13 protein-coding genes are annotated in these 13,081 nt (G+C 36.4%); 7 read left to right on the plus strand and 6 right to left on the minus strand.

The genetic code is table 11. The features are described from left to right. Positions 1 to 6: 6 nt before the first annotated feature. From A6I66_RS08425 to A6I66_RS08435, 3 genes are read right to left on the minus strand one after another with little or no spacing between them, the layout of a single operon-like run. Positions 7 to 672 (minus strand): 3'-5' exonuclease, encoded by a 666-nt coding sequence (locus A6I66_RS08425; protein WP_067147715.1) that lies wholly within the window; start codon positions 670 to 672, stop codon positions 7 to 9. Next, a complete protein-coding gene (locus tag A6I66_RS08430) occupies positions 673 to 2,592 on the minus strand; it encodes a DUF294 nucleotidyltransferase-like domain-containing protein (RefSeq protein ID WP_067147717.1) in 1,920 nt (639 codons plus the stop codon). 17 nt (positions 2,593 to 2,609) lie between these two features. Next, positions 2,610 to 3,224 carry a fumarylacetoacetate hydrolase family protein gene (locus tag A6I66_RS08435; protein ID WP_067147720.1) on the minus strand — a complete coding sequence of 205 codons (615 nt, stop codon included), beginning with the start codon at positions 3,222 to 3,224 and terminating at the stop codon, positions 2,610 to 2,612. A 220-nt stretch (positions 3,225 to 3,444) separates the two neighbouring features. On the opposite strand from A6I66_RS08435, the gene A6I66_RS08440 reads away from it, so the two are divergent. Further along, entirely contained in the window at positions 3,445 to 5,217 is a 1,773-nt protein-coding gene (locus tag A6I66_RS08440; RefSeq protein ID WP_067147723.1) for an ABC transporter ATP-binding protein, read from the plus strand. Positions 5,218 to 5,238: 21 nt separating this feature from the next. Further along, complete coding sequence (locus tag A6I66_RS08445) at positions 5,239 to 5,757, plus strand: DinB family protein (protein ID WP_067147727.1); 519 nt, start codon at positions 5,239 to 5,241, stop codon at positions 5,755 to 5,757. A 1-nt stretch (position 5,758) separates the two neighbouring features. On the opposite strand, the gene A6I66_RS08450 is transcribed toward A6I66_RS08445, so the two are convergent. Further along, the gene (locus tag A6I66_RS08450; RefSeq protein ID WP_067147730.1) at positions 5,759 to 6,970 is read right to left on the minus strand and encodes a multidrug effflux MFS transporter; all 1,212 of its coding nucleotides are present in this window, start codon (positions 6,968 to 6,970) and stop codon (positions 5,759 to 5,761) included. Between the two features lie 105 nt (positions 6,971 to 7,075). Between A6I66_RS08450 and A6I66_RS08455 the strand changes: the two genes are divergently transcribed. The 5 genes from A6I66_RS08455 to A6I66_RS16910 all read left to right on the plus strand — a co-directional run bounded on the left by A6I66_RS08455 (position 7,076) and on the right by A6I66_RS16910 (position 9,982). After that, the gene (locus A6I66_RS08455) at positions 7,076 to 7,660 is read left to right on the plus strand and encodes a Crp/Fnr family transcriptional regulator (protein ID WP_067147733.1); all 585 of its coding nucleotides are present in this window, start codon (positions 7,076 to 7,078) and stop codon (positions 7,658 to 7,660) included. 94 nt (positions 7,661 to 7,754) lie between these two features. Continuing rightward, the gene (locus tag A6I66_RS08460; protein WP_067147736.1) at positions 7,755 to 8,108 is read left to right on the plus strand and encodes a SnoaL-like domain-containing protein; all 354 of its coding nucleotides are present in this window, start codon (positions 7,755 to 7,757) and stop codon (positions 8,106 to 8,108) included. A gap of 28 nt (positions 8,109 to 8,136) precedes the next feature. Further along, positions 8,137 to 8,718, plus strand: a complete 582-nt coding sequence (locus tag A6I66_RS08465; protein ID WP_067147738.1) for a YceI family protein — start codon at positions 8,137 to 8,139, stop codon at positions 8,716 to 8,718. Positions 8,719 to 8,845: 127 nt separating this feature from the next. Next, positions 8,846 to 9,466, plus strand: coding sequence for a DEAD/DEAH box helicase (locus A6I66_RS08470; protein WP_067147741.1), 621 nt, complete (start codon positions 8,846 to 8,848; stop codon positions 9,464 to 9,466). Positions 9,467 to 9,796: 330 nt separating this feature from the next. Then, on the plus strand, positions 9,797 to 9,982 hold the full coding sequence (locus A6I66_RS16910; protein ID WP_245683446.1) for a hypothetical protein: 186 nt from the start codon (positions 9,797 to 9,799) through the stop codon (positions 9,980 to 9,982). 80 nt (positions 9,983 to 10,062) lie between these two features. On the opposite strand, the gene A6I66_RS08480 is transcribed toward A6I66_RS16910, so the two are convergent. Both A6I66_RS08480 and A6I66_RS08485 read right to left on the minus strand, forming a co-directional pair. Continuing rightward, complete coding sequence (locus tag A6I66_RS08480; RefSeq protein ID WP_067147747.1) at positions 10,063 to 11,604, minus strand: acyl-CoA carboxylase subunit beta; 1,542 nt, start codon at positions 11,602 to 11,604, stop codon at positions 10,063 to 10,065. Positions 11,605 to 11,615: 11 nt separating this feature from the next. Beyond that, complete coding sequence (locus tag A6I66_RS08485) at positions 11,616 to 13,064, minus strand: acetyl-CoA carboxylase biotin carboxylase subunit (RefSeq protein WP_067147749.1); 1,449 nt, start codon at positions 13,062 to 13,064, stop codon at positions 11,616 to 11,618. Positions 13,065 to 13,081 lie beyond the last annotated feature (17 nt).

The raw sequence follows: 13,081 nt of genomic DNA on the forward strand, positions 1-13,081 counted from the left end.
CAGGCGTTATTTAGGCATTAAATAGCCCCAGTTTAGATGCTTGCGTTTGTCTAAACGAGCCAATGTTTTTAAAAATACCAAGGCAGTAATAAGCGCATCGCCAGTGGCGGTGTGCCTGTCTACTAAAGGGACATTGAGCTCTTTGGCCAATTCATCTAAGCTGTACGGTTTTTGCTCGTCTCGATAAATGACATGGACCGATTTATTATAAAGGGCTCCCGTATCGATAAATTTATTTTTCAATTGACCTAAACCGTGTCTTTCAAGTATTTTATTAATCATATTACGATCAAAATCAGCATGATGCGCAATAAGTATATCCGATTTGATATAGGCTAAAAAGGCTTTTATAGCTTCTAGTTCTGTGAGTTTATCAACCTTACTATTTTTTAAAATACCATGAATTTTTACAGATTCAGCCTTAAAAACATCTTGTTTGATATACAGTTCTAGAGATTGATTAACATCAATTTTTTTATTTATAAAAGATACGGCTCCAATAGATAAGACGCGGTCTTCTGTATAATCAAATCCCGTAGTTTCAGTGTCAAAAGCAATGAATCTGGTGTTGCTAATATCCGCATTCACCTTGTCTTTAAATTCATCGAGATAGTCTAACCAAAAGTCAGGATAGTCTTTTTTTTTCTCCGAAAACCATTTGAAAAAAGCCATCTAAATAAAGTTTTTTAAATCGAATCGTATTTTAAGCACTTCCTGGATTTCGTGAACGGGTTTTAAGCAGCGTCTTAACTTAAGTTGTTCCTCTTTGGTTAAGCTTTCTATATCAATAAACTTTCCAGAGTCATTATGAAGAATGCCTTGTTTGGTTTTAAATTTAGAAAGGGCTTTGAAAGCGTAAGAACATGAATGGTATAATTCTTTGTTATTAGGGTCTGAAATCGCTAATTGCTCAAAACGTTCGGAGGTATTATTGATTCCTCGGGTGTTGTTTTTTAAGGTGAGCAAACGTGCCGCATCTACCAAAGGCATAATACAACGGTTTTTTATGTTGAATAGGTCTTTTTGTTCTCTGCTTTTTTCTACAGCAAATTGTTTAAAGAAACCTAGTGGCGACGGATTTTTAATGGCATCTCGTGCTAAAAATTTAAAAAACAAACTGCTTTTCTCTAAAGTCTTATAAATAGAATCTGAAAGCGCTTCCGATAAAGATTCTTCACCATAAATGGGGCTAAAATCAAAAAAGATAGATGAGAGCAAAATAGCTTTTTCATCAGGTTTTGAAATCCAATCGTCAAATTGTTGTTTCCATTGTGCTAGTGAAATACACCATTTTGGATTACTGGCCATCATATGGGCTTCACAATACTCAAAACCAATTTTGTTTAAAGATTTAGTTACCAGTTTTGCCAATTCTAGAAAATAAGTTTGGGTCTCCTCATATTGATCCTCGGGAACATCTTCAAAAATAATGGCGTTATCCTGATCTGTAAAAAGCATCTGTTCTTTTCTACCTTGGCTACCTAATCCAATCCAGCAAAATTTCACAGGCGGATTCTTAGGCATTTTTTTTAAGGCGATTTCAATAGCCCTAACCGTTACGGCATCATTAATTTGGGCTATAACTTTCACAATGTGCCCTACAGGTATATTTTGCTCTAAATAGCTTTTTAGTAAACTATTGGCTTTTAATCGTGCCGATCGCAACTTTTTAGTTCTGTTGGCACGAGTAATTTCTTTTAAAATAACAGTCGGACTATTACCTAATGTAACAAGGACATCATGATGTGTTAAAACACCAACCAGTTTCGAGTTTACTGTACCGTCTTTAGTAACACACAAATGGCCAATGTGATGCTTGATCATTTGAAGTTGTCCGTCGGCAACCGTTAAGCCCTTTTTACAAGTTATAACAGGCGAGGTCATAATATTATTTACGGGGGTGTCAATAGGAAAAAGGCCCGTAGCAATTTTATTTTTGATGTCGCTATTGGTAATTATACCTACAGGATTATTTACATTGTTGACCACGATTATACAACCAATTTTATGATCCCGCATTTTTATAGCGGCATCTTTTAGGGTTGAATCTACAGCACATGTGATGGGGTTTTTGGTGTAGTTGGCGGTTTGAAAATTGACGATATCTTGCGAACTATTGGGTAAATAGTCCACAAATATTTTACCAGCTTCCTCTGCCGTGTAAGGGTCATATGCATTGGTTGCAAACGCCGTAATAAGGAACTTATTAATGCTAGCGTTGTCTTTGGTAACGGCCGTAAAAACACTAATAGGAATGGCGTAAACTATAGATTCTTCATTGGCGGTAGCCGTGAGTTTATAGTTTTCTTTCGCTATCAGTGGGCGTATTCCAAAAACATCGCCAGCATCACTAATGTTAATAATTTCTTGGGTATTGTCGCCCATGGTGTGTAACAATTTTACACCACCATTTCTTACCATGTAAAAATCTGATTTTGCAGCATCGCCTCTTTCAAACAGTGTATCACCCTTTTCCATGTAAATGATTGAAACCTCTTTAGATATTTCAAACAAATCATTGGTACTTAGTAAATTAAAAGGCGGATACTTAATTAAGAAATCAAGAACACGTTCTGCAATAGAATTTTTCATGAGGTAAGCTTACCAGATTAAATAAGTTTAAAATCTAATAACAATTCACCTTCAACAGAAGCTTGTAAATGATCGCCTTTTACGTTTTGACCAGCACCAGTTGCAGGCGTTCCTGTGAAAATTAAATCACCAGGTTCTAAAGTCATAAATTTAGACACATAAGCAATAATTTCCTCGAAGTTGTAAATCATATCACTTGTATTACCAACTTGCTTTTCTTCACCATTTATTAATAGGTTAAAGTTGATATCATTCAAATCTGGGAAATTAGAAATCGATTTAAAACCAGCCACTGGCGACGCACCGTCAAAACCTTTTGCTAATGCCCACGGACCTTTATTTTCACGACTTGCTGCAAGTACATCTTTAGCAGTATAATCGATACCAATACCTATTTCGCTAATGTAAGAGGCTGCATCAGCTTCAGAAATATCTTTACCTTGCTTCCCGATTTTAGCGACTAATTCTACTTCGTAAATTAATTGCTCTGTTATGGATGGAAAAACAATGTCTGCGTTGTTTTCAACTAAAGTGCTTTCAGCTTTTAAAAAGATGGTTTGTGCCCCAGTTTTAAGCGCTGCAACTTCACTTTTATCATTTACGTAGTTTTTACCAATGCCTATAATTTTCATGATTTTTGTATAAATTTAATTGTTAATTTTCAGACACTAAAAGTAATGAATTAAGCTATTTTTCGTCCTACAAATTATATAAATTTTATACCGTTAGCGTATCGAGTTATCGCGCTTATTCAAAAAAAGAGATAAGGCAGCGTTAGAAAAGAATTTAGGTCTATTTTTGCTATAGATAAAGTTTGATTTACATAACTCACTTCGCGTTCAAAAGAATTCTATGAAGCACCTCAGTTCCACGACTACAAAAAAAGATAAAAGAAAGTCTAAAGTGACCATGACACAAGCGTTTAAAACCATTATTTGGCCAAGGCGAAATTTGGTTTTTTTAGGGTTACTGTTAATAGTAATAAGAAGTTTAGCCGGACTTATTTTACCGTGGCAAAGTAAAGTACTTCTAGATGACGTTGTGCCAAGTAATGATCCGTCGCAGCTTTACAGCTTAATAATCATTGTGCTATCGGCTATTTTAGTACAAGCCTTAACATCATACGCATTAACGCAAATATTAAGCGTTCAGGCGCAATTTTTAATCAGTGAATTACGTGCCCAAGTACAGAAAAAAGTACTGTCTTTACCCATTAGTTTTTTTGATAACAATAAAACTGGCGGTTTAGTGTCTCGAATCATGAGTGATGTGGAAGGGGTAAGAAACTTAATAGGCACAGGTTTGGTACAATTAGTAGGAGGGACGTTCACAGCCATTGTTTCTTTAATAATTTTAATAAAGTTGAATGCCTGGATGACACTTTTTGTGTTCGTGCCGATTTCCATTTTCGGATATATCGCCTTGCGTGCCTTTAAATACATTCGTCCAGTGTTTAGAACCCGAGGGAAAATTAATCAAGAAGTTAAAGGCAGACTTACCGAAACTTTAGCCGGGGTAAGGGTTATAAAAGCGTTTAATGCTGAAGAACAAGAAAATCTTGTTTTTGAACAAGGGGTGGAGCGCTTGTTTCAAAACGTGAAAAAAAGTTTAACAGCAACCTCTATCATGACCAGCTCATCGACTTTTTTAATTGGTGTGGCCACCACAGGAATTATGGGGATTGGTGGTTATTATATGATGCAAAATGCCATGACAACGGGTGATTTTTTGTTTTTCACTTTGGTACTCGGATTTATGATTGCGCCTATAGTGCAAATGAGTAATATTGGGAGTCAATTGACGGAAGCTTTAGCGGGATTAGACAGAACCGAAGAGTTGATGAATATGACTGCTGAAGAAGACAACGAACAGCGTACCATAGAACTTCAAAATTTTAAAGGTGATATTGAATTTAAAGATGTGTCTTTTGCTTACGAAGAAGACAAAGACGTATTACACAAAATAAATTTCAAGGCACCTTCCGGAACCGTTACGGCTTTAGTAGGAAGTTCAGGTTCGGGAAAATCGACCATTGCGGGATTGTCGGCTACTTTTTTGAATCCGAAATCAGGTACCGTTTTAGTCGATCAACAAGATTTATCTAAAGTAAAATTAAACAGTTTTAGAAAAAATTTGGGTGTGGTTTTACAGGATGAGTTTTTGTTTGAAGGGACGATTAGAGATAACATCCTTTTCCCTAGGCCAAATGCTACCGAAGCGGAACTTCAGAATGCTGTTAAAGCTGCTTATGTAGATGAATTTACCGATAGATTTGACAAAGGCTTAGAAACTTTAATAGGAGAACGAGGCGTGAAACTTTCTGGAGGGCAACGTCAAAGATTGGCTATCGCTCGTGCCATTCTTGCCGATCCTAAACTTATTATTTTAGACGAAGCCACTTCAAATTTAGATACCGAAAGTGAAGCCTTAATTCAGAAGAGTTTAAATGAATTGGTGAAAGATCGAACCACCATCGTTATAGCGCATCGATTAAGTACCATTAGAAAAGCCGATCAAATTTTAGTAATTGAAGCCGGAAATATCGTAGAACGTGGAACCCACGACGAATTAATTGCCGTTGGAGGAAGGTATTACGATTTATACACCTATCAAGCTAAAATATAGTTCAACCTAATTTTAATTAAGATGAAAGTAGCTAGTTTAAGCCCTTCAGAATATCCTGAGTTTTATAAAACCTATATTGATAAAGTCCCTACAGATTTAGATTTGTTAGAGGCTCTTGAAAAAGGGAGAACAACTGTTTTACATGATTTTAAAAGCATTCCAGAAGCTAAATTAAGCTGGCGTTATGCGCCTGGAAAATGGACTATTAAAGAAGTGCTTCAGCATATTATTGATAACGAGCGCGTTTTTAGTTACCGTTGTTTTAGAATTTCTCGCCAAGACAAAACCAATCTTCCTGGTTATGAGCAAGATGATTTTGTGGCCACTTCAAACGCTAACGAAAAATCATTAAAAGATCTTATAGAAGCTTATGAAGCCGTGCGTCGAAACACTATGGTTCTACTAAATGAAATGTCGGAAACCGAATTTAAACATATGGGTATGGTTAGCGGTAACCCCATGTCTGCCCGAGCCGCGGCCTTTGTAATTGTGGGCCATGAAATACATCACCTGCAAGTCTTACAACAGAAATATCTTTAATTTAGGCCTTTGTAGTAAGTAACTTCCTTTTGCGTTTCAATAAAGTGAAAACCAATAAAGATAAAACGCCAAATACCGAAAATCCTATAAAAATGGGGAGTACCGAGTGTTTGATGTAGCCTCCAATATAATTAGCTATAGGAACCGCCATAATGGTTGAAGCAAAGCCGTTTATTGCTGCGCCAATGCCCGCAATATGACCTAGAGGTTGCATGGCTAAAGCTCTTAGATTTCCGAAGAGAAAACCAACAGCAAAAAATTGAGCTGCAAAAAACATGAGTAAAATGTATATACTAGGATTGTTGCCAGACCAAAATAAAATCACGTAAAGCACCGAAACGATGGCATAACCTACGGTAGCAGTATAGGCAATACGCCACATACCATATTTCTCAACCAATCGGCTATTCATAAAAGTAGCTAAACCAATAGAGATGGCTAAACTTGCAAAAATGTATGGAAACATTTCAGCCATCTGGTATTGTACCTGGAAGATCTGCTGTGCTGTACTGAGGTACACCATAAATGATCCCGTAATAAATCCCGAAACTAGGGTAAAAGCAACTGCTTCACGCTCCTTAAAGAATTTTCGAGTGCCGTCGTAAAATAGATTCGCCGAGAATTTAATTCGTCCTTCTTTAGGAAGAGTTTCAGGTTGTCTTTGCCAAAACCAGAACATGATAATCATTCCAAAAATGAGGTTGAAATAGAAAATGGATTTCCAACTAAAATAAGCCATGAGGAGGTGCCCAAGGGTAGGAGCCACTACAGGTACAAGAATAAAAAACATCACCACAATTGATACGATTTTTGCCATATAATCCCCTTCATAGGAGTCGCGAATCATAGAAAGTGATAAACTTCTAGGGGATGCTAACCCTATACCTTGAAGGATGCGTCCCACAATCATCACCTCAAAACTTGTTGTTGTTACACAAATAATACTAGCCATAATAAAAACAGAAAAACCTATAAAAACAATGGGTTTCCTGCCAAAACTATCCGATAAGGGGCCGAAAATAAGCTGTCCGCAACCAATACCCAGAAAAATCATGGTAATTAACAACTGATTGTCGGAGGCATCGATAACCCCTAAATGAGCTCCGATTTCAGGTAAAGCCGGTAATAATGCATCAATGGAAAGGGCAACAATTGACATAAGTGAAGCCATTAAGGCTACAAATTCAATTTTAAAATGTTGGTTTTTTAGCATCTTGCAAAAGTAATTCAATTAAAATCCTTTTTTAATAACTTAACGATATATTAAGACAATGATATTATTGTTAAATTTGATATCAAGTAAAGCATAATCACACCTATGAATATACAGCCACTTTTAAACTACATCGGGCAGCATGTTACACTAACCAAGGAGGAAGAAGCGATTTTAGAATCGAAAGTTAGTTATCGAAAGTACTTAAAAGGGCAATTTGTGGTTCAGCAAGGTGATGTTTGTAAATACGAATGTTTTGTCATTTCTGGCTGTACAAAAACATATTATGTGGATGATGAAGGTCAAGAACACATCGTTATGTTCTCCATTGAAGATTGGTGGACTTCCGATATCGGGAGTTTTATAACACAAACGCCAGCCGATTTTAGCATACAATGTATTGAAAATACCGAGCTCATAATGTTTTCTTACGATGAGATAGAAAATCTATATGCTGAAATTCCAAAGCTAGAGCGTTTTTTTAGACGTATCATCGAAAAGGCTTTAGTAGCTTCACAGAAAAGAATCATTAGAAGTTTTAGTCTTTCTGCAAAAGACAGGTTTCTTTATTTTAGAAATCAGTATCCTAAAATTGAGCAACGAATCCCTCAGTACATGATCGCTTCATACCTAGGTATTACTAAGGAATTCTTAAGCAAAATTAAAAGCCAGCTTATTCTCGAGCAGTAAATGTTAATCTAGATTAACTTTATTTAATAAACTACTTCATTTTATATCACGGGGACGTTTCAGACCTTTGTACCGTAATAATTCATCATGTATTATGAATAAATTAATTGAACAGGTTAGCAACCTTAATGATCTTATAATTCAAGGCCAAGGTCTTGAAGCGTTTGATTTGTATTATGATGATGATGTGGTTATGCAAGAAAATAATAGAATGGAATACCTGGGTAAAAAACAAAACAGAAAAAGGGTAGCTGCATTTTTTCAGGGCATAACAACATTTCGTTCGGCGAAACCCTTACACGTTACCATTGGTGAAAAAATTACCATGGTGGAATGGGCATTTGATTTGACACATAAAGACTTAGGACTCATTAATTATAATAAAGTCGTAGTTCAGGAGTGGAAGAACGGAAAAATAGTAAAAGAACGCATGTATTACGGATCATAACAGGTTAAACATTAAAAATAAATTACTTATGAAAAAGACCATTAAAAGTTTAGCAATTTTAGTATTAGCTGTTGTAGTAACTTCAGCATTTACAAACTATAAAGGAGAAAAAAAACAAGTTAAAATTGAAAGCAGTAAAGTCGTTTGGAAAGGCTATAAAGTGCTTGGGTCTCACGAAGGTACCGTACAACTTAAATCTGGTGTTTTAGAATTCGATAACGATAAATTAACCGGAGGTGAGTTTGTTATTGATATGACAAGCTTAGTGAGTACCGATTTAGAAGGAAAAGATAGTAAACCAAAATTAGAAGCCCATTTAAAATCCGATGACTTCTTTGGTGTTGAAAAATATCCAACATCGTCTTTAGTGTTTACTAAAGTAAAAGCTTCCGGTAAAAATGCTTACGATGTGACAGGCGATTTAACCATTAAAGGTAAAACACATGCGGTAACATTTACAATGTCGATCTATGGAAGTAAAGCCACTGCCTCATTAAAAATTGATAGAACAAAGTTTGATATACAATATGCATCATCTAATTTCTTTGATAACTTAAAAGAAAAAGCCATTTACGATGAATTTGATATTGTAGCCGATTTAGAGTTTTAGTATAAAATCACCTATTGAAAAAGAGGATTATTAGCGTTTTAGGGCACCCTATTTAGGGTGCCTTATTATTTTTTAGCCGTTTTTGTTGCTTGTTGCCTTATATTTGTTGTTCGTAAAGCCATAAAGCATGTCATTTAAAAAGTTAATTGAGCCGTTAAAAGATTCATTAAAAAGTAAAGGTTTTAATGAGCCTATTGGGGTTCAAAAATTAATATTATCAAAAATTAAAGGTGGCGCTAATCTGTTTTGTATTGCTCCAAAAGATTCTGGGAAAACAACGAGCATCGTGCTTAGTGTGATTCAGAAACTTAAAGGCAAAGCGTTTGAAGATGCGCCTAGAGTTTTAATTTTTGTAAAAGATAAACAGGCAGCCTTAGACTTAGAATTGGAGTTTAATGCATTTTTACGGGGTACCGATTTACGTGTTTATAGCGCTTATGATCAAAAAAACATTGATCAACAACGTGATGATATTTATGATGGGGTAGATGTGGTTATTGCGACTCCGAAGCGTTTAAACAGAATATTTTACCTCAATGGCATCAACCTAAACAAACTTCAAATGTGTATTGTTGAGGATGCCGATTTCTTATTTAGAAATAATAATTTTGCTGAGGTTACTAGAACCCCAGAAAGTATTGGGAGATGTCAATATTTGGTTTTCGCCGAGCATTTTGATAAACGTTTTGAGCGTTGGCAAGACAGTTTTATGTTTAACTCTGAAGTAGTAACATACAAAAAGGGTTAAAGGAAATTCATAGGCTTTGATTTATTGATCTTGTCTAAATTTAAAACCAAAAACTGGTTACCATAATTTTAAATACTATTAATAAAACTACTGAGAAAGCTAAAAATGAATCCGAAAACTGCTATTAAAATAATGTTATGGATACTTTTAGCAGTCATACTTTTTCATTTAAGCATTATTCTAAAAATAGTTCCTTATGAATTAACTTGGGGAGGGAGGTTGAAAAATGACTCTGAGATGTATGTTTTTGAAACGATCTCGATATTAATAAATCTATTTTTATGTGTCATCCTTTTTATAAAGGGAAAATACATAAAAGCATTTTTATCAATGAAAATAGTCAACATTATTTTATGGATATTTTTAATATTATTCGGATTGAATACGGTTGGAAATCTTTTAGCAGAAACCAATTTCGAGAAATTTTTCACACTACTGACGCTTATTTCTGCGCTTCTAATTTGGATAATTCTACGTAGGGATAAAAAAGGAACACATAGTAATGGCTTTAATTAATATGGGTTTTGGCTCAGTCCAAATTCATAAATTGATGGATTTTTAATTCAGCCTAAATTCCTAGAGAAAACCATAAAACATCACAAAGGAATATTCCCATGTTTGCGTTTTGGGCCTTCAACAATCTTGTTTTCAAGCATGGCAAAACCTTTAAGGAGTTTTCTTCTAGTGTCTTTAGGTAGAATGACTTCATCAATAAATCCGCGTTTGGCTGCTTCATAAGGATTTGCGAATTTTTCGGCGTATTCCTGTTCTTTCTCCATGAGTTTTTCTTCAGGATTAGCGGCTTTAGATATTTCTTTTTTGAAGATAATTTCACTCGCACCTTTAGCTCCCATAACCGCAATTTCGGCACCTGGCCAAGCAAAGTTTAAATCGGCACCAATATGTTTGGAGTTCATTACATCGTAAGCACCTCCATAGGCTTTTCTGGTAATGACAGTTATCCTAGGCACTGTCGCTTCACTAAATGCGTAAAGTAATTTAGCACCATGCGTGATAATACCATTCCATTCTTGATAGGTGCCAGGAAGAAAGCCTGGTACATCAACCAAAACCAGCAATGGGATATTAAAACAATCGCAAAAACGAATGAAACGGGCCGCTTTTCTGGAACTTCGCACGCCAAGTACCCCTGCGAAAGACATGGGCTGATTGGCTACAATACCAATGCTTCTTCCGCCTAAGCGAGCAAAACCAACAATAATACTTTCGGCGTATTCTTTATGGATTTCATAAAAGGAATCGGTGTCAATAATCCCCTCAATAACGGTATTCATGTCGTAAGGCTTGTTGGGGTTTTCTGGAACGCAGTCCGATAAAACCTCACGTACCTCATCATTTAAAGCGTAATCTATTTTTTTAGCCGTTTCCTTGTTGTTTTGAGGGAGGTAGCTCAAAAGTTTTTTTATATCGTCTAGGCATTGCACATCGTTTAGAGACTTTTTATGCGCCACGCCAGACTTCGAGGCATGCGTATGGGCGCCACCAAGTTCTTCGCTAGAAACATCTTCATTGGTTACTGTTTTAACCACACTCGGACCAGTAACAAACATATAACTTGAATTTTCTACCATAATGGTAAAATCGGTTATGGCAGGTGAATAAACAGCACCACCAGCGCAAGGGCCCATTATTGCAGATATTTGTGGTATAACACCGGAAGCTTGTACATTACGGTAAAATATATCGGCGTAACCTCCTAACGAGCGCACACCTTCTTGAATTCTGGCGCCTCCTGAATCGTTTAACCCGATAACGGGCGCTCCAACTTTAATGGCCATATCTAGGAGTTTGCATATTTTTTCGGCATGAGTTTCTGATAATGAACCGCCAAAAACCGTAAAATCTTGGGCGTAAACATATACCAAACGGCCGTTAATGGTTCCATAACCCGTAATCACACCATCGCCGTAAAACACCTTATACGCCATATTAAAATCGGTGGTTCTGTGGGTTACTAAGGCGCCTACTTCTTCGAAAGAGGCTTCGTCTAATAAATATTGTATACGCTCTCTAGCAGTAAGTTTATTATTCTCATGCTGTTTGTTAATACGCTCCTGGCCGCCTCCTAATCGAGCAAGGTTATATAGGTGTTTTAGTTTTTCTATTTTAGAACTCATGGAGTATATATTTATGAATTAGAATGAGGAAGATTAATGGTGTTTCGATCTTCAAAAAACTGCTTAACAGCAATAAGTGCCGCCATTTTGGCTTCTTCTATGGCGTAGTCTTTTACAGCTTCAGAAGTGTAATAGGTTTTAATAAAGTGCGTATCGAAGTGCCCCGATTTAAAAGCTTCATGCTCGCAAACGAATTTGCCAAAAGGCAGCGTCGTTTTAATGCCTGCTATTTTGTAATCATCAATAGCCTTTCTCATAAGTTGAATGGCTTCTTCTCGGGTTTTACCGTAAGTGATGAGTTTGGAAAGCATGGGGTCGTAAAAAATAGGAACTTCCATACCTTCTTCATAACCATTATCAACACGAATGCCTTGTCCGCTAGGAATTTTATAAGTTTTTAAAAGCCCTACGCTAGGTAAAAAATCATTTAAAGGGTCTTCGGCATAAACGCGAAGCTCCAAGGCGTGGCCTTTAATTTTTAAATCAGCTTGATTAATGTGTAGCACTTCACCACGTGCAATTTGAATTTGAAGTTCGACTAAATCTAATCCTGTGATGAATTCCGTAACCGGGTGTTCCACTTGTAATCTGGTATTCATTTCTAAGAAATAAAAATTGTGTTGTTCGTCTAATAGAAACTCAACCGTACCAGCACCAATATAATCACATGATTGTGCAACTTTTATGGCTGCTTTTCCCATTTCAGTACGCAAAGATTCACTTAAAACCGATGACGGTGCTTCTTCAATCACCTTTTGATGTCGGCGTTGGATGCTACATTCCGGTTCGAAAAGATGCAAGGTTTTTCCGTGTGTATCGGCTATAATCTGAATTTCAATATGCCTTGGTGACCGTACATACTTTTCAATAAATACCGATCCGTCACCAAAAGCCGAAGTGGCTTCGCTAATGGCACGTTTCATTTGCGACTCTAAGTCGTTTTCGGTTTCAACAATACGCATGCCTTTTCCGCCACCACCTGCCGAAGCTTTAATGAGGATGGGATAACCAATTTCTGCGGCCACCAATTTGGCTTTAGAAACATCGGTAATGGCTTCATCAATTCCTGGAACCATAGGAATATTATATGCTTTAACAGCTTCTTTAGCTGCCAATTTGCTGCCCATAATTTTTATGGCTTTGGATTTCGGACCAATAAAAATAATCTGGTTAGCTTCACACAGTTCAGCAAACAGTACATTTTCACTTAAAAAACCGTAACCAGGATGAATGGCATCGACGTTCAGTAATTTGGCAACTTCAATAATTTTATCAGCTTTTAAATACGATTGATTGGACGGCGCTTGTCCGATGCAAATCGCCTCATCAGCAAATTTAACATGGGGTGCATTTCTATCAATTTCAGAAAAGATAGCAACCGTTTTAATGCCCATTTTTTTAGCCGTTCGCATGACTCTAAGGGCAATTTCACCGCGATTAGCAACTAATATTTTTTTCATAAAAGTGTTTTTAGTTG

The organism is Pseudotamlana agarivorans, assembly GCF_001642835.1.
GTDB classification, from domain to species: Bacteria; Bacteroidota; Bacteroidia; order Flavobacteriales; family Flavobacteriaceae; genus Pseudotamlana; species Pseudotamlana agarivorans.